At 59.9% G+C, this 22,374-nt stretch carries 24 protein-coding genes; 13 read left to right on the forward strand and 11 right to left on the reverse strand.

Annotated elements, in window-relative coordinates; all coding sequences use genetic code 11:
* Position 1 precedes the first annotated feature (1 nt).
* From AB8A27_RS23295 to AB8A27_RS23310, 4 genes are all read left to right on the forward strand, one after another.
* Complete coding sequence (locus tag AB8A27_RS23295; protein ID WP_441243954.1) at positions 2–856, forward strand: sensor histidine kinase; 855 nt, start codon at positions 2–4, stop codon at positions 854–856.
* Between the two features lie 121 nt (positions 857–977).
* Positions 978–1,607, forward strand: coding sequence for a response regulator transcription factor (locus AB8A27_RS23300; protein ID WP_441243955.1), 630 nt, complete (start codon positions 978–980; stop codon positions 1,605–1,607).
* A 132-nt stretch (positions 1,608–1,739) separates the two neighbouring features.
* Entirely contained in the window at positions 1,740–2,375 is a 636-nt protein-coding gene (locus AB8A27_RS23305) for a response regulator transcription factor (RefSeq protein WP_441243956.1), read from the forward strand.
* Positions 2,376–2,414: 39 nt separating this feature from the next.
* Complete coding sequence (locus tag AB8A27_RS23310) at positions 2,415–3,515, forward strand: AI-2E family transporter (RefSeq protein WP_441243957.1); 1,101 nt, start codon at positions 2,415–2,417, stop codon at positions 3,513–3,515.
* Positions 3,516–3,531: 16 nt separating this feature from the next.
* On the opposite strand, the gene AB8A27_RS23315 is transcribed toward AB8A27_RS23310, so the two are convergent.
* A complete protein-coding gene (locus tag AB8A27_RS23315; protein WP_441243958.1) occupies positions 3,532–4,971 on the reverse strand; it encodes a basic amino acid/polyamine antiporter in 1,440 nt (479 codons plus the stop codon).
* A gap of 107 nt (positions 4,972–5,078) precedes the next feature.
* Positions 5,079–5,624: a hypothetical protein gene (locus AB8A27_RS23320; protein ID WP_441243959.1), complete on the reverse strand. Its 546-nt coding sequence runs from the start codon at positions 5,622–5,624 to the stop codon at positions 5,079–5,081.
* 380 nt (positions 5,625–6,004) lie between these two features.
* On the opposite strand from AB8A27_RS23320, the gene AB8A27_RS23325 reads away from it, so the two are divergent.
* Entirely contained in the window at positions 6,005–6,688 is a 684-nt protein-coding gene (locus tag AB8A27_RS23325; RefSeq protein ID WP_441243960.1) for a hypothetical protein, read from the forward strand.
* Between the two features lie 401 nt (positions 6,689–7,089).
* Here the strand turns inward: AB8A27_RS23325 and AB8A27_RS23330 are convergent, their stop codons facing one another.
* Both AB8A27_RS23330 and AB8A27_RS23335 read right to left on the reverse strand, forming a co-directional pair.
* Positions 7,090–7,560 (reverse strand): DUF992 domain-containing protein, encoded by a 471-nt coding sequence (locus AB8A27_RS23330; protein ID WP_441243961.1) that lies wholly within the window; start codon positions 7,558–7,560, stop codon positions 7,090–7,092.
* 174 nt (positions 7,561–7,734) lie between these two features.
* The gene (locus tag AB8A27_RS23335) at positions 7,735–9,561 is read right to left on the reverse strand and encodes a metallophosphoesterase family protein (protein ID WP_441243962.1); all 1,827 of its coding nucleotides are present in this window, start codon (positions 9,559–9,561) and stop codon (positions 7,735–7,737) included.
* A gap of 299 nt (positions 9,562–9,860) precedes the next feature.
* Here AB8A27_RS23335 and AB8A27_RS23340 point away from each other — a divergent pair, with 299 nt between their 5' ends.
* The 3 genes from AB8A27_RS23340 to AB8A27_RS23350 all read left to right on the forward strand — a co-directional run bounded on the left by AB8A27_RS23340 (position 9,861) and on the right by AB8A27_RS23350 (position 11,405).
* Positions 9,861–10,139, forward strand: coding sequence for a hypothetical protein (locus AB8A27_RS23340; protein ID WP_441243963.1), 279 nt, complete (start codon positions 9,861–9,863; stop codon positions 10,137–10,139).
* Between the two features lie 77 nt (positions 10,140–10,216).
* On the forward strand, positions 10,217–10,780 hold the full coding sequence (locus tag AB8A27_RS23345) for an HdeD family acid-resistance protein (protein WP_441243964.1): 564 nt from the start codon (positions 10,217–10,219) through the stop codon (positions 10,778–10,780).
* A 70-nt stretch (positions 10,781–10,850) separates the two neighbouring features.
* Positions 10,851–11,405, forward strand: coding sequence for a DUF1269 domain-containing protein (locus tag AB8A27_RS23350; protein ID WP_441243965.1), 555 nt, complete (start codon positions 10,851–10,853; stop codon positions 11,403–11,405).
* A 107-nt stretch (positions 11,406–11,512) separates the two neighbouring features.
* On the opposite strand, the gene AB8A27_RS23355 is transcribed toward AB8A27_RS23350, so the two are convergent.
* From AB8A27_RS23355 to AB8A27_RS23375, 5 genes are all read right to left on the reverse strand, one after another.
* The gene (locus tag AB8A27_RS23355; RefSeq protein WP_441243966.1) at positions 11,513–11,827 is read right to left on the reverse strand and encodes a metal-sulfur cluster assembly factor; all 315 of its coding nucleotides are present in this window, start codon (positions 11,825–11,827) and stop codon (positions 11,513–11,515) included.
* Positions 11,824–12,354 carry a DUF2249 domain-containing protein gene (locus tag AB8A27_RS23360; protein WP_441243967.1) on the reverse strand — a complete coding sequence of 177 codons (531 nt, stop codon included), beginning with the start codon at positions 12,352–12,354 and terminating at the stop codon, positions 11,824–11,826. The genes AB8A27_RS23355 and AB8A27_RS23360 overlap by 4 nt, the downstream gene beginning before the upstream one ends.
* Before the next feature lie 12 nt (positions 12,355–12,366).
* On the reverse strand, positions 12,367–13,704 hold the full coding sequence (locus AB8A27_RS23365) for a hypothetical protein (RefSeq protein WP_441243968.1): 1,338 nt from the start codon (positions 13,702–13,704) through the stop codon (positions 12,367–12,369).
* Positions 13,704–13,922: an NnrS family protein gene (locus AB8A27_RS23370; protein ID WP_441243969.1), complete on the reverse strand. Its 219-nt coding sequence runs from the start codon at positions 13,920–13,922 to the stop codon at positions 13,704–13,706. Before AB8A27_RS23370 ends, AB8A27_RS23365 begins: the two co-directional genes overlap by 1 nt.
* A 204-nt stretch (positions 13,923–14,126) precedes the next feature.
* Positions 14,127–14,576, reverse strand: a complete 450-nt coding sequence (locus tag AB8A27_RS23375) for a pseudoazurin (RefSeq protein WP_441243970.1) — start codon at positions 14,574–14,576, stop codon at positions 14,127–14,129.
* Between the two features lie 176 nt (positions 14,577–14,752).
* On the opposite strand from AB8A27_RS23375, the gene AB8A27_RS23380 reads away from it, so the two are divergent.
* The 5 genes from AB8A27_RS23380 (at position 14,753) to hemN (ending at position 19,548) form a co-directional block, all read left to right on the forward strand.
* A complete protein-coding gene (locus AB8A27_RS23380) occupies positions 14,753–15,475 on the forward strand; it encodes a Crp/Fnr family transcriptional regulator (protein ID WP_441243971.1) in 723 nt (240 codons plus the stop codon).
* Positions 15,476–15,643: 168 nt separating this feature from the next.
* Positions 15,644–16,771 carry a copper-containing nitrite reductase gene (gene nirK / locus AB8A27_RS23385; RefSeq protein ID WP_441243972.1) on the forward strand — a complete coding sequence of 376 codons (1,128 nt, stop codon included), beginning with the start codon at positions 15,644–15,646 and terminating at the stop codon, positions 16,769–16,771.
* A gap of 58 nt (positions 16,772–16,829) precedes the next feature.
* Positions 16,830–17,681 (forward strand): formylglycine-generating enzyme family protein, encoded by an 852-nt coding sequence (locus AB8A27_RS23390; RefSeq protein WP_441243973.1) that lies wholly within the window; start codon positions 16,830–16,832, stop codon positions 17,679–17,681.
* Between the two features lie 14 nt (positions 17,682–17,695).
* A complete protein-coding gene (locus AB8A27_RS23395; protein ID WP_441243974.1) occupies positions 17,696–18,118 on the forward strand; it encodes a CopD family protein in 423 nt (140 codons plus the stop codon).
* Between the two features lie 77 nt (positions 18,119–18,195).
* Entirely contained in the window at positions 18,196–19,548 is a 1,353-nt protein-coding gene (hemN, locus tag AB8A27_RS23400) for an oxygen-independent coproporphyrinogen III oxidase (protein WP_441243975.1), read from the forward strand.
* A gap of 81 nt (positions 19,549–19,629) precedes the next feature.
* Here the strand turns inward: hemN and AB8A27_RS23405 are convergent, their stop codons facing one another.
* Together AB8A27_RS23405 and AB8A27_RS23410 are read right to left on the reverse strand one after the other, a co-directional pair.
* On the reverse strand, positions 19,630–21,549 hold the full coding sequence (locus tag AB8A27_RS23405) for a nitric oxide reductase activation protein NorD (RefSeq protein ID WP_441243976.1): 1,920 nt from the start codon (positions 21,547–21,549) through the stop codon (positions 19,630–19,632).
* A gap of 3 nt (positions 21,550–21,552) precedes the next feature.
* Positions 21,553–22,365: a CbbQ/NirQ/NorQ/GpvN family protein gene (locus tag AB8A27_RS23410; RefSeq protein ID WP_441243977.1), complete on the reverse strand. Its 813-nt coding sequence runs from the start codon at positions 22,363–22,365 to the stop codon at positions 21,553–21,555.
* Between the last annotated feature and the right edge of the window lie 9 nt (positions 22,366–22,374).

Raw genomic sequence — 22,374 nt, forward strand, 5'->3', positions numbered from 1 at the left:
GATGGCCGGCAAGGCTCACGTAGACGAATCGTGTCGAATTCATGTTCGGGCAAAGGTCGTGGTTCACGACACTTTCAACGGCACTGCTAGCGCGCGAACAAAGTCGAAACCCGGCAAATCAAGCCTTGAGATCCAGCTTTTGACGCTGCAAGAGGATATGCAGCAGCGCATTGCATCAGACCTTCACGATTCGACTTGCCAGCATCTGCTGGCCGCGAGTTTGAATATGATGCGCATGAGGCACGCCGTCGCTGATATCGGCAGTGCCATAAAAGTTTGTGATGAGATCGACGCGTCAATAGGTGAGGCCCTTAGGGAAATCAGGGCTTTTACTTATCTCCTGCATCCCCAGAACTTGCTCGACGGCGGACTGAAGTCGGCGATCGAGCAGTTTGCGATGGGGCTGTCATCGCGGACATCGCTGGAGACGCGTCTCAGGATCGATGCTGCGGTCAATAAATTGCCAAACGACGCGCAGCGCTCGTTGCTGCGAGTTGTCCAGGAGGCCCTCGCGAACGTCTTCAGGCACGCGAAAGCGACGCTGGTGACCGTCTCGATCAGGGCCACGGACACCAACGTCACGCTTCGGATCAGCGATAACGGCTGCGGAATGCCGCTCTCCCAAACAAGAGATGGCCATGAAGCAGTGTCACTTGGCGTTGGAATTCCGGCCATGAGAGCGAGACTGGATCAGATGGGAGGCACATTTGAGATCCACTCGTCATCCGCTGCGGAATGCAGCGGGACCACGGTGTGCGCGACTATTCCGCGAGCCATCTCGCGCAAAGGAAACAAGCCAGTGGATATCCACCAACGCGGCCGCGGACCCGCGAAGATCCGGCCGTCGCATGGCTGAAGGTCAGCCAACGCCCTCAACAATCTTACGCCCAGAGAGGACAAGCAATCTCAGAGGCTAGATTTTCTCGATGAAAGTATTTCGCCGCCCGTAAGGAAATGACATCGGAGTGCCGAGAACCATGAAGCAGATTATGATAGCCGATGATCATGACGCGGTGCGGGCCGGAATCCGCGCGGTTCTCGAACGACGTCCTGGATGGGAGATCGTCGCCGAGGCCCGCGATGGCAAGGAGGCCGTCGCCTGCGCCATCGAGAAACATCCGGATGTCGCTATCGTTGATTACTCGATGCCATTCATGACCGGCATCGAAGTTGCGAGGCGAATGAAGGAGTACAAGCTCGCAACAGAGATTCTTATCTTCACGATGCACGACTCGATCGCGCTCGAGCTGCAGGCGTCTCAAGTTGGCGTTCGTGCATTCCTGCGAAAATCCGACGCCAACAGAATGCTCCTGGCGGCCGTTGAATCACTGATGCATCACAGATCGTTTTATGCGGGCGATAGTTGCGGCGCGATGGCCGGATCGGCAGACGGAAATATAGGTGCAGGCCGGTCGCTTTCGCCGCGAGAGAGGACAATCGTCAAACTGGTGGCCGAAGGTTACAGCAACAAGCGTGTAAGCGAGGCCTTGAATCTGAGCATCAAAACGACCGAGACGCACCGGGCTGCGGCGATGCGCAAGCTCAACATAAAATCGACTGCAGGTCTGGTGCGGTACGCCGTTCGAAACAGTCTGGTAGAAGCATGACTGCGCAAATGTGGTCGACGGTCTTCACTGAACTGGCCGTCGTGACGCATATCATTTCAAGGCGACCGTTCTAGCGAGCTTCTTTCGTCAATTTGGATATGGCCAGTGGTTCCAAGGAATGGGAACGGCACTGTGAAGCAGATCTTGATTGCAGACGATCATGAAGTCGTGCGATCCGGATTGCGCGCGATCGTGGAAAGCCGTGCGGACTGGGCTGTGAGCGGAGAAGCGAGCGATGGCCGGGCCGCGGTCGCCATGATCAGGGACTTGAAGCCGGATATCGCAATTGTCGATTATTCCATGCCCGTCCTGAATGGTCTGGAGGTGAGCCGTCAGATCAAGTTGCATCACCCCCGGACGGAGGTGCTCATCCTGACAATGCACGAAAGCAATGAAATCCTCACCGAATCGCTCCTGGCAGGGGTGCGGGGCTTCTTGCTGAAGTCAGATGCGCGACATCATCTCGTTGCAGCGATCGACGCCCTCCTCAATCACCGGCCTTACTTCACCAGCGTGGTCGTGGAAAAATTGCTTCACGACTACCTGGCCAGCAAAAAGGACAAATCGAAAGTCCTGCTATCGTTACGCGAGCAGAACGTCGTTCAGCTGATCGCCGAAGGACACACCAACAAGTCCGTCGGCACAATTCTGACTCTCAGCGTGAAAACCGTCGAAGCCCACCGCGCATCCGCCATGCGCAAGCTTGGAATCTCCTCCACCGCCGAACTGGTCCGGTATGCAATTCGCACAAAATTGATTGGGCTCTAGTCGCTATAGCAAATGTGGGGGACCATGCCTGAGCCGAGAGTGGATCAAGCCATCTTTGCCGAGGACGTTCGAAGTCGGGATCTTCCTACAGGAAGCGCGCATACCGGCCGGCGGCTGACCCTCGGGACAGCGCTCGTTGTTCTGGCTGTTGCCAGCGGCATCTTCCTCGCCTGGCGGGCGTCGTCCAGCCTTCTCATCATATTTGCGGCGATCTTGCTTGCAACGTTTCTCGATGCCTGCGCCCGGTCGCTTGGTCGATACATTCCGATCGGGCGTGCGTGGCGGTTAGCCATCGTGATCGTCACCCTGACTGCAGTGGTGGCGCTGGGGACAATATGGGGAATTGGAAAAATCCCCGAACAGGCCCGGATCCTGATGCGCGTCATGGACGCGCAGCTGGATATCCTGCAACAACGCCTGCTGGCTTTTGGCGTGGATCTGTTCGGCCCGGACGGAGGGCGTGACTTTTCCCGCTGGTTTCCCGATCACGACAAGCTCTTTGGCCACGCGCAATCGGCCGTCGGCACCGCCTCGAGCTTTCTTGCCAATACACTCGTCATCATATTTCTCGGCCTTCTCTTTTCGCTCGATCCGGCGGCCTATCGCGACGGCGTGGTATTGCTGGTCAAACCCTCCTCGCGCGAACGCATCCGTTCTGTTCTGGATGAAATGGGCGCCGTGTTGCGCTCATGGCTCATGGGACAACTGATCCGGATCATCCTGATGACCGCCTGCGTATGGCTGGCGCTCTATCTGCTCGGGCTTCCAAGCGCCTTTCTGCTCGGCCTGCAGGCCGGTCTGTCGAACTTTGTGCCTTATCTCGGCCCGATACTGGCGAGTATCCCTGTGGGATTGGTCGCCATGCCGCTGGGCCCCTCGATGCTGATCTGGGCCATCGGAATCTACACCGTTATTCAATCCATCGAGGGCTATGTGATCGGCCCGCTCATTCAGCGGCAAGCAGTGGAGCTGCCTCCCGCATGGACGCTGGTCGCCATCGTCCTGTTCGGCTCTCTGTTCGGCGTCCTGGGAATTGCGCTTGCGATGCCCCTCTTCGCGATCGGGCGCGTCGCTGTTCTTCGACTCTATGTCGAGGACTGCCTGGGGGATCACCTGAACAACGGTCAGGACCTTGGATAATGGCAGGAAACTCCGGCTAGATCGAAATATTGCCCATCGCAAGATTGTAGAGGCCGGCGGCCGCTGCCACGAGGATCGCTCCGAACAGGACCCCCTCGGCAGACGCAAAGACCGTCGCTTTCTGTTCTCGCCTTGCGATCACAAACAGGATCGTGACCGGCGCATAGAGAAGCGCCGAAAGCAACAGGAAGGTAGGACCGCCTGCGTAAATCATCACAGCCGCGTAAACCGTGGCAAGTGCGCCGCGCACCCCGTCCATGGCGCGGCTATGCGACTCTGTCTGATATGTTTCTCCGGTCCATGCGAGTTTGAGTCCGTAGGCCGCGACAAACAGATAAGGGATGAGCGTCATTGAACTCGTCATCTTCAGTGCCAAGCTGAAGGCATATTCGGCAAAATAAGTGACGAGCAGGAACAGCTGAATAAGGCAGTTGGTGAGCCACAGCGCGCCCGAGGGCACTTTATTGACGTTCTCGCGCGTGAGGAAAGACGGCATCGTGCCATTCACGGCTGCGGAATGGAGAACCTCGGCGGCGAGCAATGACCAGGACAGATAATTTCCAAGCACGGAGATCAGCAGGCCGATGCTGATGAACACCTTGCCCCAGGGCCCGACGATCGCTTCGAGTACGCCTGCCATCGAGGGCGTCGCGAGCGCGCCCAGCTCCGGGCGCAGGAGAATTCCGTAGGACAGCATGGTGACCAGGACAAGCAGGGCGAGCACGCCTAGAAAGCCGAGAACCGTCGCGATCCCGACATCGTTGCGGTTTTTTGCATAGCGTGAGTAGACGCTTGCTCCCTCGATCCCCACGAAAACGAATACGGTGACCAGCATCGTGTTGCGAACCTGGTTCGACACACTGGCGAAGCTCCGCTCCTCATCGCCCCAGAAATTATGCGCGAAGACGTCGGCCTTGAACGCAAAAGCGGCAACGACGATGAAAAGAACTATCGGTATCATCTTCGCGAATGTCGCAATCGTATTGAGCGCGGCAGCTTCCTTGATGCCCCGGAGAATCAGGATGTGAACGCTCCAGAGCAGCAACGACGCGACCACGATCGCAACCGGCGTGGTGCCATCGCCAAACACCGGGAAGAACTGTCCCAATGTCGCCTTGATCAGCACAAGACACGCAACATCGGCAAGACAGCATCCGATCCAGTAACCGGCCGCAGACGCAAAGCCGGCATATTCGCCGAAGCCGGCCTCGGCATAGGCGTAGATGCCAGTATCGAGATCGGGCCGGCGGCGGGATAGCGTCTGAAAGACAAGAGCCAGCATCAGCATTCCGGTGCCGGCGATGCACCAGGCAACCAGGGCACCGAGACCGCCCGTGGCGCGACCAAATGCCGAAGGCAATGCAAAGATTCCGGAGCCGACCATCGAGCCGACCACGAGCCCAATCAACGCCCCGCGCGAAAGCTTCTGATCGGATGAACTGGATGATGTTGCCATTTTTCTATTGAACCTGACGCTCGAAGACGATCGGTCGAATGAAGAAGGATCAACATAGACGCAGCAATACGAGGACACCGTTTCCAGGTCCTCCGAGATCGTTCCAGCTATCCGCTCGCACCTTCCGCAGTCGATGACACGGTGTCGTCCTCATCGAGCAGAACAGTCGCCCCGGAGAGCCGGTCAAAGAGTTTTCTGCGAGCTGCAACGGGTGGCCAGGCGTAAAGAAATATCTCCGAGGGCTTCCAGATCGCAACCCAGCCCAGAATAAGAAAGCTCTCCGAGAAAACCCTTGAAAACGGTCCCTCCGTCATTCGCTGGGAAAAGCTCCAGCCAAGCAAAAGGCAGATGAAAAGAATCACCATTCCGACGACGAGGGACAGCCGGCCGGCCTTGAACAACTCGCTGAGTTCACGCGAGACGGCCTGGCTTCGAAGGTCAAAGTAATATCTGACGGCGGCGGCTATGTCAGACACATGGGTTTTCCGGAATTCATCAGGCGGCAGATAGATGACGATTTCAATTGGAACACGGTCGGAAAACTCCAGCGCGCGGTCAACGATGTAATCTTCGGCCTGTGGCGCGAGATCAGTCTCGCGGAACGGAGATGGATCGAGCGTATCGAAGAGCTGCGATACCTTGCGAAGCTTCATCTCTATTCGCCCGGCTTGTGCACCTTCAGTCAAACCCCTTCTCATAGCCTTTCTCGATTGCCTTCGAGCAACGCAGCACGAGCCGGACTCGGCTCAGCAGATCATTGACGCCGTCACCAGGACAATCAGGTGTTTTCCCTAGGGCGGGGCGCAGGATCCGGATCACGAAACGCCGATCATGCCGGCATTCATTGCATCCGGCGACGCCCACCCCGGCCAGAAACAAATTGGCGCCCGCGAACTCATCGGGAAATCCCCTAGGTCCCCTAAGGTGATCATCCGATACCGCATCGGCCTCACAGAGGCCTAGGCTGACGCTTTGAAGGAGGACGCGACGTTTGGAATTCGCGGCAATAGACGGGATTACGACTGGATCGTCGATGAGTGAACTGGATCTGCCACCGGGTCGGCATACTGAAGACCTGCACTTCAGAACGAGAAGCATCGTCCTCAGGCAGCTACCCTTTCTTGCCCTTCTCGCGCTTGCAATTGCGGGCGTGGCCTATACGAATTTTTCAGGCAAACCACTCATTGGCTATTGGGAGTTCCTTGCCCTCGCAATTGGTGTTGTATGTGTCGTGACCGAATGGACCGAGCTCGATGACAGGCAGGCTCGGGTTCGACTGGTATGGACGCAGGCGCTTCACTGGATCGCCGTTCTTGTTACGATGAACATCATGCTGCTGGCGGGCGTTCAACAACTTATGCCCGCACCTGCGACAAGTCTCGTGCTTCTGATGTTGCTAGCGCTCGGCACCTTTCTCGCCGGGCTGAACCTTATGTCGCTGCAAATGGGATTCCTCGGCCTCTCGATGGCTCTGGCAGTTCCCGCGATCTCCTGGATTAAGCAATCGGCGCTCTTTCTGATTCTGATTGTGGTTTTCGTGATCGGCCTTGCCATGGCTTTCTGGTCGTTCCGGACGGATACGCGTCGATCCGAGCGAACGGCATCTTCACGGCCCGCTTCACCGGGCAATCCGGTTACCGATCACAGGGATATACCGGACGATGACATATCGGATATCGAAGCGGCTCGCCGGCGCCTTGGACTGAGTGACGATTAGCGAAGCTGACAAACCAGGAAGCTGCGTTTGGGTCGCATGGAGATGCGCAGCTTTTTCATTTAAGAGTTTCCGTTCGAGCGATCCTTAACGGGAGGTGTCATGAAACGTTTTATTGCTGCAGCAGGTTCGGGACTGATTTTCTTGTGCGCTGCGCTATCTGCGCATGCGGAGCCTCGCGATTCCGTCGAGCGTGGTCAGAGACTGGATACTGACGCAATGCGGGACGATGTCCGCACCAATCGCCTGAAGACACCAGCGTCGCCGCTCACGGTAGAACAACCGCGACACCCCCAAGGACAGACACTGCACCGCAGAGGGCGACCACGCACGCACGCTTTGCCGCGGCCTCCGAGCGAGCGACAATTGCGGCTGCGCCAGCAACAGAAATCAGTTCAGTGATATTAGCGTAACGTCAGCGTCGCTATTCCCGCGGCAAGGCTCACGCCAATCTGGTGCTCAAGCGACAATGGCTGGAGCATCACAGTCCTGCGAGATCCCCCAATCAGAACATTCGCGCCCAGACCCGGGCCAAACGCAACGCTGCCACTTGCGCCGACGTAATTTCCGCGAAGCGTACCCCGGCCGACCTGTGAGTTTCGGGCGAAGACCCGCCAGACCAGCGCGCTCGATGGAGTTATGCCGAGATCCAGGCCGATGCGGCGCACCGTTCCCTCATAGATGTACTGCCGTGACCCATTTCGCACCCTGAACACGCAGCGCAGTGTCTGACGTGAACCTATAATCAGGCCAATCCGCGGATTGCTCATACATGTCAGCGTTCCTGCCCTGAATGCGGCGGAGGAAGCCGGCAGCGACGAGGCGCAAAGCAAAAGGGATGCGCTGAAAAGTCCAAGCAGGGCCTTCTTCATCATGGGAGCCTCCACTTTCTGCGCGAGAATATGACAGTGGCTACCTGGCGTCGCAAGATCGTCCCATCAGACACAGTTCACAAGCTGACTCGCTTTCGATTCGAATAGTTACGACGTGATGCAGCCCGGGCAGTTTTCTGATCGAGCCATGTCCGCAGACGATTGCGAGTAATAGCGTTACGCGATCTTTGGCCTGACGGCCGTATCCTCCGCCTCATCTCCATGGACACTCGCATCTGCCAGCACGTCGATCCGCTCCGGCTCAAGCAAGCAAAGCTGATCATCCGGCCCGGCCGCAAGCCTGTGAACATAGAAGTGCGTGCTGGCCGCATCAGCAGCGCCCATGACTGGTGACGGAGCCGAAATGACCTTCAACGATCCGAAGGTGCCGATCCAGTCGATATGGCGATGTCCGTGCATGACGATGGCCCGATCGGCAAGCGCCTTCAGCCGGCGTACAAACCAGCTGCCATTGATCACAGCCGTGCCGATGCGTTCAGCAAAGGCAGTCACTGGCATCGGGTACTCCATCAGGTGATGGTGTAATGCGATTATCCAGCGCGCCTTCGGGAACTCGGCGATGGAAGCCTCCAGCCGGCGTGTCTGCTCGATCGAAACGAAGCCAAGAGCATTGGTGAAGGAGAAATGCGTTTCAGCATTGGAATTGAGAAGCGCGATGCCGAGTCCATTCTCCTCCAGAGGCGGAACGACCATCGGATACAAGTCATCGAAGACCCCACCCAGTCGGGCTGCACGCTGCAAGCCACCGAGATCTGCGAAATCGGCCATCGGACGGCGATACGGCGCCAATGCGTCATTCAGTGTCGTTGTAAGACCTTTCCCGTCTTTCACAACAAACGCACGATCGCCTTGAATGGCAGCGATTGCCGAAAGCGTGCGGACCTGTCGCAACCGCTTGCCCGGACTGAACGGGAGATCCAGCCGTGCCGGATTCGCCCGGTCCACGATGTTGATATCGTGATTGCCGGGCAGCACGAGCGTGCACGCAGCGAGGTCCGGATAGTGCGACAGGACGTCCAGAAACTCCGCCCATTCGGTCGCCCGTCCGGCATCGGTCATATCGCCGCTGATCAGCACATGGTCGAGCGGATCAACGGCGTGAATGGCGGCCAGCCGCGCCATCACCTGCTGGAGACGCTCATTTCCCTGCGGCCCGGCGCGCCCGCTTTCAATGCGAAACCCGTAACGTTCGCCAACCACATGAAGGTCCGACAAATGAGCTACACGCCAGATCCTAGCATGCGCCGGCGCTGCATCGAAGGCGACAAGATCGACTGGCTGCGCCATCCGGGCATCGGCTAGGCCCCAGACCAGCGATGCGCCGGCGAGGTAGCCGCATATCAGGACGGCGGCATTTGCCAGCGTCGGAATGATCAAACGATGAGGAACGCCAAGATCTTCCAGGCTTCCTGTCCAGCGCGAGGCTGGCCACGCCCACATGGCAACCGCCACGGCACAGATGGAGATGGCGATTCCTGCTGCGGCTGAGTTCACCGCGCGCACCCGTGCTCTTCCATGCACGGTCAGATTTTTCCCCAGCACCTTCTCCGCCAGATGCCGCAGACCTTCGCGGCCGAAGACATATCCGGGCTGGATGGCAAGCGCATTGAGGGACCAGAAGTTGATCTCCGCGACCCGGAACAGAGGCTTCCAGCCAATCCACCCCAGCGCAAAGATCCCGATTGCCACCAGCAGCGCGCCGAGTTCTGTCAGCACAAGAACCTTGTCCGACAGGGTTGAGAGCCAGGCAGAAGCGACCAATGCCGCGAGGCCCAGCGACACCGCCGGCAGCAACAACGATACTGTCCAGGCGAACAGGAGCTTTGGCAGACTGACTTCAACAAGCAGGCTCCCGGCCATCGAGAGCAGGGTCCGCTGTTCAGGGCTGGCTGCATCGTCCTCTATATCGCCCCGGCGCGGGTCGATTGTTTCTTCGTTCCACCCCTTCGCGGGTTTGCCTTCTCCCGCATTCCCTCTCTTCATGACGACCCTCGCGTGATCAGGCACATTCCCTGACTACCGGAATGCTATCACAGCTTCGGTAACATCCGCGCATGTAGGGTTTGACCCGATGTGACCACCGCTCGTTTTGATGTATTCGCTAAAGAAAATGAGCCCCCCAAATAGAGAAAGGTGACTGAAGATCATTCAACGACGCGAACATGTTGCGACATGCCGATCCAATCACGCGCCCTTAAACTTTCTACAAATTGAGACAGCAATGCATACCCATCGCGAACTCATCGTTCCGACATGATGGGATGGTTGGAAGGAGAAGTCCGATGGAAGTGATGGATCGGCGAAGCCTGTTGCAAGGCCTTCTATTCAGCGCCGTCGCCACGGGCATTGGCACGAGCGTCTTTCTGACGGCCGCCAAGGCCGCGCCGATCCCGCTGGAGAAGGACCTTGCGGACAGGTTGGAGCCCATCACCGAGAACGCCCAGGTGGTCGTGGATGGCCGGCCGGCACGGAGGGTCCTTCACCAGCCGCATCGATCGTCGCGACGTCGTCGCCGTGTGTGCTGGTGGCGCGATGGTCGCCGCGTCTGCGCGTGGCGCTGATGTTGTGAAGCAAATGCGCTGTACCACATGCGGCCTCAAATCATGGCGCGAGAGCAGCACCTGAGCGGGAGGACAAGATGACGACGTATGGCAGCGATTCCTCTGTAAGCGTCACCGGCTTGCCTTCGCCGCCGTTCTGGATGTGCGTACTGCTTGGTGCAGTACTGATTTTAGCCGGGCTCCTGATCCTCGGCGATGTCGTTCTCGCCACCGTCATCAGCACGTTATTCATCGGCTGGACGGCCATTGTCGCTGGCGCATTCGAAATGATCCATGCGTTCTGGACCAAGGGATGGGGAGGATTTCTGTGGCAAATCCTCCTCGCCATTCTCTACCTCGCATTCGGCATCGTTCTGGTGCAGCAGCCCGTCGCCAGCGCGATCATCCTCACCTATGTCCTCGGTATATTGCTGCTGGTTTCCGGCTTCATTCGCGTGCTGCTTGGATTGAGCCGCTGGAGCAAAGGGGGCTGGATCATGCTGGCTTCAGGACTCTTCGGCATTCTGGCCGGCCTGGTCATTCTGACCGGCTTTCCCAGGACAGGCCTGTGGGTTCTCGGCACCCTGCTGGCCATAGACATGATCTCCCACGGCTTGGCGTGGCTCGCTTACGCATGGCAGCTGAGAACCAGGGCAGCATAGCCGCAGAAGAAACCGTCAACGAAGCAGACCACGTGACACGATAGAAATCTCTCAGCCAGGAGGATTGGAAATGTCAGATCTCGTTGCGATCATCTATCCATCCGAAGCAAAAGCCGAAGAAGTCCGGCAGCGTCTGTTCAAGCTGCAGAAGGAATATCTGATCACGATCAGCGATGCCGTGATCGCGGTGAAAACCGAAGCCGGTCCCGTGAAGCTGAACCAGCTGATGAATACCACCATGGCCGGCGCAGCCTCCGGCAGCTTTTGGGGATTGCTGATCGGCGTGCTGTTCCTGAATCCCCTTCTCGGTGTGGCACTGGGCGCGGCATCCGGTGCATTGGGCGGCGCACTGACGGACTATGGCATCAACGACGATTTCATGAAGGAGCTATCGGCTAACCTTCAGCCGGGGAATGCGGCGCTGTTCGTTCTCATCAAGAGCATCACCGCGGACAAGGTCCTCAAGGAAATCCAGGACGCCGGCGGCACCGTGTTGAAGACGTCCCTCGACGACGCCAAGGAACAGGCGCTCAGGAACGCGCTCGCCAAGGCCACAACCGAGCCCCAGGCTCAGGCAGCACCACCAGCCGCGTCCACGACCACGGCATCCAACCCCGCCGCCTGAGCTTGCGGGACTGGCATGCAAGTGCAACAGAAGCGCCCGGCGTAGATATCTGCGCCAGTCGCCCCTGTGGCATGACTGATCTCGACCGTGAACGCCGGGATCGGCTTTCAGTTGATGGTTGCGAAGCCGAGCGACGTCGAAACCGACGGATCGATGCGGGAAGGCGTCCAGGGCGGATCGAAGGTCATCTCGACGTCGACGGAACTGACGCCCTCCACCCCCTCTGCTGCATGTCGGGCGCCTTCCAGGAGGAAACTGGAGGCGGGACAGCCCGGCGAAGTCGTGGTCATCGTGATCCGGGCGACGGGGCCGACGACGGTGATGTCGTAGACGAAGCCGAGATCGACAATATTCTGACCAAGCTCCGGATCGATGACGATGCGCATCGCGTCCCGTATTCGATTGATGATTTCGGCGGTCACGATGGAGCCCTCACGGTCAGCTCGTAAGCCTTGCCGTCGGGAGTGAATCCCCCGAGCCAGCGAAAGCCGCGCTGTTCAAGCTGCGGGAACAGGAACATGGGCTCCCGGGACAGCAGTGCTGACAGGGTCGCCCCCGGCTTCAGTTTTTCTGCCGCCGCCAGGATGCGGATCATCGGCTCGGGAGGTTCAAGATTCCTGTTGTCCAGTCGGACGTCCGGTTCGGGCCACTGTTCGGGAAGCATCGTGTCGATAGCGGCGTCGACTGACGCTCGTTCGGAAATTGCCTGCGCGGGAATGGCCTGCGTTGGTGTGAACAGGATTTCCCAATCACCACCCTCCATCGCTTGCTCCTGGTGCAGGAAGCCCTTCTTCTCCATCACCGCGAACAACGGAACCGGCTTGAATGTCGCAAGGAGGCGAAGTCCTTGTCCCGGAGGTAGATCGTCCAGCGCGGCCATGATGATCGAAAACGGCTCTCCGCCGGATCGCAGGATCGGACGAACATCCACATCGACAAGGGTAGTCATGCTGCTTCTCCTTCAGTTGCGTGCGAACAAGAGGGGAGGTATCGACGCGCCTCCCGGTAGCCGAAGCGACTGGGCCACATCCGCCAGTCTTCTGGTCCGGATCATCTCATGAACGATTCCGACGATTCCCAGCGAGATGAATGCGATGCTCAGTCGGAACGTTACAGGTTGCCCGATCAACAACGCAGCCGTTCCTGCCCATACAGACGCGTAGTAGATGACGAACCATTTGGTCGCCCTGCCCTCAGTCACGAGGTCCTGGACGCGTGGCGTCGGCGTCCGCCCAAGCACAGGTCCGTAGGTCTCGATCCAGGTCAGGAAAGCAACGATCTTGTACAGCTTCGCCAGCACCAACCCCGACAGCCAGCCGAAGGACGCAAGAAACACGAAGGAGCCGATATGGGCGGCGATCGTATCGGTTACGACGATCGCACCGCCCAGGACGATCGTGCCAGTGAGGCTCGCGAACGACAGTGTGGACATCCGCATGCTCAGCTCGAGCTGCCGCCTCTTGCGCATGCGGAAGATTCTGACGACATCGCGCCCGTAGGAAGCAGCGCTCACCGCGCCGAGAATAGCGGCAGCCGACAGCACGGCAGACAACCCGGAAGCGACACCGATCGCGATCGACCCGCCTACCACAGCAACAACGATGGCCAACGTGCCGGCCACGAATGTGATGCGACTCTGCTTGTCGTCAACGTCTGGAGAAAGCATGAACATCGGCAGCAGCCGGTAGCTGACCCCCATCGCAGTAAGCGTCAGCCATCCGCCGAGGCCGGCGATGGCATGTAACGGAATGCCGTGGGCCACGGCGAGGTCGCCCATCGGGCCCGCTTCCCCCGCAAGCGTGAATGCGAACAAAACACCAAAGCAGGTTGTCGCGAACAGCGAAGCAAGGCCGACGAGGACGAAGCGGGACGGCCCGGTTCGCCGTTGCCAGGCCGTCATGCCGAGATCGACAAGCACCAGACCAAAACCCGCGGCGAGTAAAACCGCTCCGAGCGGAAGCAGCCAGAGCACCGGCGGCAACCGCCCTCCGAGAGACAGAAAGCCAGCCAGTAGCGCGAGCAAGCCGATGTTCAGAAGAGCGAGCGCAGGAAGTGGCATCCGATCGGAAAACAGCGGCTTCGCAACAAGGACCGGAACGAACTGGAAGAGCGCGCCGCAAAGCGCGAGGCTGAGCCACCCGATGCACAGGACGTGGACCAGAACGAGGGTGTCGGGTGCCGCAATCTCGCTTGCCGGATAACCCACGCCTGCGACCATAAGAATCAGAACAGCGAACAGCCACGCCAGCGCGACGGCGAAATAGGTGATGGTCCACCGCGATATGGATGCACCGATCATCAGTCCCCGCCCTTCCGCTCGCGGCAGAGCAGTGGCGCATGGATGACTGCGTTGACCGGCTGGATCGCGGCGGATGCATGAAGAGCCTGTCCGATCTCGCCGAGTGACGCGCGCGTCATCACGGCCATCGCCATCGACCCGATTGCGCCAGCCGTCCACGCATACATGTCCGAGCCGGGCGCAATGTAACCAAGAGCCGCAAACAGCATCGTTGCCATGGATGTCTCTCTCCTGCCGTCTGAGAGCCAACATGAACCGCGGAGGCGAGCATCTCTTTGTCGCCCAGCAAACTTATGGCTTTCTTCGCCCGCCCGCTTGCTGCGCAACAATGACTTCTGCGCCGGCGCCTGGTGCGGTCCGACACGGATGCGCTGGAGGGACGCGAACTCTCTCGCATCCTTCCGGCGGCGAAGTACCGTCCGTCATTTTGACGCGGTGTTGCTCGTCTCGAGCTTGCCGAAGAGCGTCGCGAATACCTGCTTCGCCTTGCCGATCTGGGGAACGGCCTTTGCCTGATCGATATTGGAGGGCTTGCCGACGACGATCATCGCGACCATACCCATGCCGTAATGAGGCAGACACTTCACACCGTAAATGCCCTCTTGCTCGAATTTGACGGCGACGTCCTCGCCGTTCTTGCCGACGAACGTCACGCCTCCGTCCGGAAGCATGCCTTTGATCGACTCGACGTTGTGTCCTTTGTCCACGGACATGAACTTCACGGTATCGCCGGGTGCAATCTTCACGAATGCAGGCTCGAACACCATCAGGGCGCCGTCTGATCCCTTGTTCAGAAGCTTGACCTCGATCTCGGCCGCATGGACCGTTCCCGACAGCGCCAGGCTTGCCATTGCGGCAGCCAGAATAGTCATTTTTCTCATATGTCGCCCTTTCGACTTTGATCATCGGTGTTCGGGTCATCGATATCCGGTCCCGGGCGGGGCCAATTTGAGCCAGCGCAATGTTTCCTCGACTTTTCACGGTCACAAGGGTGACCGCATCGTGGTTCAGCGTAGGGCAGCTTGCTCGAGCCTAAGCGGGGATAAACATGGCGACGATCGATCGCTCCTTGGTGGCAAAGCTGGAGATATTCGCGAAGCTGACTGCCCCGGAGCAGGATGAATTGCTGCGCGAGGCGCGATCGGTCCGGTATGCCAAGGGCAGCGCAGTCTTCGATCAGGGCGCCGAAGCCGACCGGTTTTTCCTTCTTCTTCATGGCCACCTGCGCGTCGAGAAGACGACGCCTCAAGGCAACCAGACCGTGGTGCGCTACGTGTCCGCGGGCGAGCTCTTCGGAGTGGCGCAAGCCATGAATATTGCGCGCTATCCGGCCACTGCGGTGGCCGTCGTCGACAGCATCGCCCTTGTCTGGCCGTCATTCTCCTGGCAGCGCCTGATCGCAAATTATCCATCTCTCGCGGCCAGCGCGCTCCAGACGGTGGGTAGTCGTCTGCAGGATACGCAGGCCCGCGTTATGGAAATATCGAGCGAGCAGGTCGAACAGCGCGTCGCACACGCGCTTCTTCGCCTGGTCAAACAGGCAGGCAGGAAGGTGGATACCGGCATAGAGATAGACTTTCCGATCAGCCGGCAGGACATCGCGGAGATGACGGGCACGACGCTGCATACCGTCAGCCGCATACTCAGCGCGTGGGAGAGCGATGGGCTCGTTGAAGGTGGACGCCAGCGCGTCGTGCTGCGTGACGCGCAGAGACTGCGCAGTCTCGCCGAAGGAGACGAACCGTCTCAGATCCGCAAACGGGCACCGTAGCTCGTCGCGCCCGGAACGTGTCGATGTTTGAGCTACACTTCAAATCCGATCCGGCTCCCTTGTTCGAATAGTTCGAACCGCAATACTCATTGTTCCACGACAAAGAGGGGCGCACTCCGCTTGATCATGATCCATGCGTTCGATTGAAACCGACGGATGGAGACCATCATGCTTACGCGTAGAACTGCATTGCTGAGCGCGGCGATTGCCGTGTCAATGATGAGCGGGCAGTCATTGTCACTGGCTGCTGACGATTTGAAGTTGCCACGCGAGAGAGTGACGCTGGTCGCGCCTCCGGCGGTGCATCCACACGAACAGGCGACCAAGGCGGGACCCAAGATCGTCGAGTTCAAGCTCACGATCCGGGAGGAAGAGGTCGTCATTGACGACGCCGGCACGAAATTTCACGCCATGACGTTCGATGGCTCGATGCCCGGCCCGATAATGGTCCTGCACGAAGGCGACTATATGGAGCTGACGCTGGTCAATCCCGCTTCCAACTCCATGCCCCACAACATCGATCTACATTCGGCGACAGGAGCGCTCGGCGGCGGCGCTTTGACGCGCGTCAATCCGGGCGAACAGGCCGTGTTGCGCTGGAAGGCAACGCGTGCCGGCGTCTTCGTCTATCATTGCGCACCGGAGGGCATGGTCCCCTGGCACGTTGTTTCCGGCATGCACGGGACGGTCATGGTGCTGCCTCGGGACGGATTGAAGGATGCTGCGGGCAAGCCGTTGCACTACGACAAGGCCTACTATGTTGGCGAGAACGACCTCTACGTGCCGAAGGACGAGAAGGGCAAGTACAAGACCTACGCCTCGGCCGGCGAATCCTACGCCGATACGACCGAGGTCATGCGGAAGCTGATTCCCAGCCACGTGGTGTTCAATGGCCGCGTCGGAGCTTTGACGGGCAAGAACGCGATGACCGCAAAGGTCGGCGAGACCGTACTGATCGTTCATTCCCAGGCCAATCGTGACACCCGCCCGCATCTGATCGGCGGTCACGGCGACTATGTCTGGGAGACGGGAAAATTCGCCAATCCACCTGAAAAGGATCTCGAAACCTGGTTCATTCGTGGTGGATCCGCCGGTGCCGCGCTCTACACGTTCCGTCAGCCCGGCATCTACGCATACGTCAATCACAACCTGATCGAGGCCTTCGAGCTCGGTGCCGCTGCGCATTTCAAGGTTGATGGCAAGTGGAATGAGGACTTGATGAAGCAGGTCTCGCCTCCGAGTTCTATCCCGCCTGACAAGCTCGGTGCGATCGAGCCGACGACCACGAACCAATAGACAGCGTTCAGGTGACTCGCGGCGCAAACCGCGGGTCACCTCGCAAGGAGACGATGTCATGCTCTTTTTGATGAAAGTGAAGATGGCAATGCTTGCCGGCGCGCTGACGGCCCCCGTACTGGCAACCGCGCTGACACCCCCCGCATCGCACCGACCGCCGGACGCACGTCACCTCACGCCCGCCATGTTTCAGTATCGAGCAACCGGTGAGTATTCCCGGGATCGTACCCCTGTCCAGGCCCCGCTCCGCCACCTCCGTCTGCCCGCCGATCTGACGATCATGAAGCGTTTGGTGACGGTCGCCGACTATGAGCGCTGCGTCGCTGACGCAGAGTGCTCGCGCGTCGCCGCCATCAACGGACCCGACAATCCGGTGACCGGCGTCAATTGGCACGATGCTTCGGCATATGCAGCATGGTTGTCCCGCAAGACCGGCATGTTCTATCGCCTTCCGACCGACGAGGAATGGACATTTGCCGCTGCCGAAAGGGCGCCCGACGAGACGCTGCCGCCAGTCGATCCCGCCGACCCGGCGCAAGCCTGGATTGCCCGCTACGACGCCGAGGCCTCGCGCGCGAAACCCGCAACCTCATCGCGGAGGGCACTCGGCGCGAACAGCAACGGACTGGACGACCTTGCCGGTGGCGTGTGGGAGTGGACCGACAGTTGCTTCATCCGGTCCCGTATCGACGATGGGCGCGAGCAGATCACCAACGTCAATTGCGGCGTCCGCGTCGTGGAGGGCGCTCACCGGTCATACATGACGGATTTCATCCGCGACCCGAAGGCGGGCGGCTGTGCCGTTGGAGTCCCGCCGACCGCTCTTGGGTTCAGGCTCGTCGTTCAGCCGTCGCAATCCCTGGTTTCCCGGACCGCCCGCAACGCGGCGAAGCTTTTCATGCGTTCATAGGGGAAATGCCGGGCGTGTACGAATGGATAAAAGCGCTCCACGTGCTCGCTGTGATGATCTGGATGGCAGGCATGATCGTCCTGCCATTTCTGTTCATGTGTCATTGCGACGCCGCAGTGGGTTCGGAAAAGTCTGCACTGCTGAAGAAGATCGAACATTTCCTTCTGAAGCGTATCATTAACCCCGCCATGATCGTGGCCTGGCTGGCCGGACCTTATCTTGCATGGTCCGGCCATTGGTGGACGTCCGGCTGGTTTCACGCCAAGCTCGCCGTTGTTGTGGCGCTTTCCGGCGTTCATGGTCTCTTCGCCCGATGGGTGAAGGATTTCGCAGCAGATCGCGAGCGAAACATGCGCCTCACCTACAGCATTGCCAGCACGCTGCCGATCACGGCTCTGACGGCCATCGTGATCCTGGTCATTGTCAGACCGTTCTGATGCGCAGCACTTTGACTTAAAGCAATAAATGACAACGCAATCCGGGATACTCAATCGATGTACCCGGAGACGTGAACATGCATTCGGAACTCGCTCGACGTCATGGACTGGACAGGCTGCCGCGATATACGAGCTATCCTACGGCGCCTCACTTCGCCTCAAAGGTCGGTGAGGCAGAGTATAGGCGGTGGCTAAGAACGATTGGCGGCCAACAGTCGGCATCGCTCTATTTGCATGTCCCGTTCTGCCGCTCCATGTGCTGGTATTGCGGCTGCCATACCTCTGTCACGAAGCGCGATGATCCGATTGCGATCTATATTGCGGGCCTGATGACCGAAGCCCAGCTGGTTGCCGACGCCATCGGCGAGAAGCTTCCGCTGGCCCACATTCATTTCGGAGGCGGCACGCCCACCATCATGGCACCCGAGACGTTTGCCGAGCTGATGAGCGCGCTGCGCCGCGCCTATCTGGTGCAGCCGGATGCGGAAATCGCGGTCGAAATCGATCCTCGTACGCTTACGGAACCGATGACGGACACGCTCGGCGCGTGCGGCGTCAATCGCGCCAGCCTCGGCGTCCAGAGCTTCGATCCGGCCGTTCAACGCGCCATCAACCGTTTGCAGAGTTTCGACCAAACCGCAGCATCGGTCGACAGGCTGCGCGATGCAGGAGTTACCAAACTCAACTTTGACCTGCTCTACGGCTTGCCGTTGCAGACCGTCGAATCGTGTCTCGACACGGTCGCGAGATGCATCGAGCTTCGTCCCGACCGCTTCTCCGTGTTCGGCTATGCTCACATCCCGTCCTTCAAGAAGCATCAGCGCAAAATCGACGAAGCGACGTTGCCTGACAGTGTCGATCGGCATCGTCAGTCCGAGAGCATCGCCGAAGCCCTGATCGACGCCGGTTATGTGCGTATCGGCTTCGACCATTTCGCTCTGGCCGACGACAATCTGGCCGTAGCCAAACAGCGCGGCACGTTGCGACGCAATTTCCAGGGCTATACGGACGATGCAGCCGACATCCTGATCGGTCTCGGCGCAAGCTCCATCGGCCGCATGCATCAGGGATACGTCCAGAATGTCGTGGCGACCCGTGAATATCTCGCGCGGATCGCCGAGAACCGTCTTGCCACCGCCCGGGGTTATGCGTTTACGCAGGACGATCGTTTTCGAGCCGACATCATCGAACGCATCATGTGCGAAATGACGGTGGATCTTTCCCAGGTGGCGCAGAAGCATGGCCGTACGTCGGACATGGCGATCGTCGATCGGCCCAGACTTGAAAGCCTCATCGCAGACGGCGCTGCGACCATGATCGGCGATCGCATCTCCGTCAGCGATGGCGCGGAATTCCTGGTTCGCAGCGTCGCTTCGGCATTCGATGCCCATCTCGCGCAATCGTCGGCATCGCATAGTCGAGCCGTTTGATCGAGCCTGTCTCAAGCGCCAAGTCGCTCGACGAAGCGGCAGTCCGCGGGACGATAGCAGTCTGGCGCGGCCCCGCTCGATCTAGATCTGGGTCAGTTGACGGTACAGAGCGGGCAACGCGGCCGGCAGGCGCCGGATATTGCTCACGATCGCATATCCGCCGTGACCGAACAGAGTCGGAAGGTAGATTTGCGCGGCGGCATCGATGGTGACCCCGAAGACCGACGCACCGAGCCGGCGCACATCGTGAACCGCCTTGCGGGTGTCTTCGATCGCGAACCTCCCCTCGTAATGATCCACGTCGTTCGGTTTGCCATCGGTGAGGATGATCAGAAGCTTCTTGCGCTGTGGTTGCGCAACCAACTCCGAGGCAGCGTGCCGGATCGCTGTCCCGATGCGGGTGTAATAGCCCGGCTTCAGGGATGCGATGCGCTTTTCGATCCGCGCGCTCATCGGTTCGGCGAAATCCTTGATCGTCTCAAGACGCACCCAGGAGCGCCGGCGCGACGTAAACGTCAATATGTTGTGGTGATCGCCGCAAGCGGCGAGCCCATGCGCCAGAACCAGAAGCGCCTCCTTTTCAACGTCCAGCACGCGGCAGCCATCGACCCATGCATCGGTCGAGAGCGAGACGTCGACCAGCAGCGAGACCGCCAGGTCGTGTCTCTGCGGTCTCATCGCGAGATGGACGCGCTCGAGCGAACCGGTTCCGGCGCGAAGCTCGCAACGGGCGCGGACCAGGGCGTCCAGATCCAGATCGTGGCCGTCCGGTTGCGCCCGCATGAGTTCATGGCGAGGCTTGAGCGCCTCGAACTGTCGGCGGACTTGCCGGATCTTGCGACGCATAAGGTCATCCGGAACCCAGCTCTCGCCGACCTCGCTCGCCGCGCCGGTCAAAACGCGGCAGTGATCCGGCATGTAGCTGCCGCTGCGGTAATTCCACTCCGGATAAAGCCGCCCCGCATCGAGCCACGAAGTATCGATGGCTTCAGGCGGTAGATCGAGATCGAATTTCAGCTTGCTCGCGGGTCTGCCTTTCCGCCTGGTGATCGCGAGCTCGTCGAGGTCGTCCGCCGCCTTCCTGGCGTCGTCCTCCTGGCTGTCATCGAACGGCCGATCGACATCGACCATCTCGGCCATGGCGAGGATCTTCTCGAAACGATTGAGGATGAACGGATCACGGGAGGCACCGCTTTCGCGTTCGCGCATCGCGGTCCGCTTTTGGATATCGGGACCGGCGGCTTCCTTGCCGCTCGGCGTCTCCACGTCATCCTCTCCGCTGCCCGCCGGCGACGCGTCGCGGATCCAGCAATCTCCCCAAAGCGGACAGGGCAGCATCGGCCGATAGCCTCGCGGCGCCTTCATCGGAATCTCGCCGATGCCGAAGACGGCCGGCCACAATTCTCCCCGCTCCTGCCCGGCGGCACCAAGTAGGGTCATAACGAGATTCTCCACCTCCCGCTCGGCGCGCGGCAACGGACGCTCCGGACGCGCCCTAGCCATGGCGGCGGCGAGCGTGGCGTAAGACCGGGCCAGTCCCGGCAATCGCGCAATCACCAGAGCCGAGGTCTCGGACGCGCGGCGCAAGGTCAGGAGGTCTTGCCGCAGCGGATCCACATCGCTGACGGGATCGAGTGCGCCCACCGCGAACCATGCGGCAAGCCAGCGGTAGAGCTCGGAGTTCAAAGCCCGGTCGGGAAATACACAGACGCGCTCGGGCAGGAAGACCGTGGCGCCATCACGACCGGGTTGATCGAGGCTTTCGTCGCCAAGACCGATGCGTTGGCGCCAGCCGAGACGGTGCGTCCGCTTGCGCGCCTTCGCTCCCGCGATCTGCACCCCCGCCTGACCGCCAAGCGCGCGAAACATGACGCCGATACGACTGCGGACATCGGCGAGTTCGACCGCATGCTCCGGATAAACCGGGTAGCTCGCGGTTGAGCCGACCAGCCCATGCCACGCGCGCCCGACGGTCTCCTCCAATTCGAGGAATTCGAACATCGCTCACCCAATCACGGCGCGGGCAACCTCGATCAAAGCCGCCTTGACGTCGACATCGTCACTCAACGGCTCAATCATGCCGGCGAGGATCGCACTCTCGATCGCAATCCCGGCCGCAATGAGCGTGGCGCAATAAACGATCAGGCGGGTCGACACGGCCTCCTCGAGATCGTGGCCCTTGAGCGCACGGAAGCGTGCGGCGAGCTGGACCAGCGGACGCACGCGGTCCGGCGCAAGCCCGCTTTCGGCGGCTACGACCGCAATCTCCCGCTCGGGAGGAAGGAAGTCGAAATCAATGGCGACGAAGCGCTGTCTGGTCGACGGCTTCAACGCCTTCAGCAGGCTCTGGTAGCCGGGATTGTAGGACACCACGAGCATGAAGCCGGGCGGCGCCAGTAGCTCCTCTCCGGTCCGCTCCAGCGGAAGAAGCCGCCGGTGGTCCGTCAGGGGATGCAACACCACGGTGACGTCCTTGCGCGCCTCTACCACCTCGTCAAGATAGCAGATGCCGCCCTCGCGCACCGCGCGCGTCAGCGGGCCATCGGTCCACACCGTCTCGCCGCCCTTCAGCAGATGGCGTCCGGTCAGATCCGCTGCGGTGAGATCGTCATGACAGGCGACGGTGTGTAGCGGAAGGCCCAGACGCGCGGCCATGTGGGCCACGAACCGGGTCTTTCCGCAACCTGTCGGTCCTTTTAACAGCAACGGCAACTGGCGGCGCCAGGCATTCTCGAACAACTCGCATTCGATTCCGGTCGGAACATATGCCGGAATCTCCGGCAACGATGCGACGACGGCTTGAAGAGCAGGCTGCATGTGTCATTC

Origin of the sequence: Tardiphaga sp. 768_D3_N2_1, assembly GCF_052076105.1 — a bacterium.
Classification (GTDB): Bacteria; Pseudomonadota; Alphaproteobacteria; order Rhizobiales; family Xanthobacteraceae; genus Tardiphaga.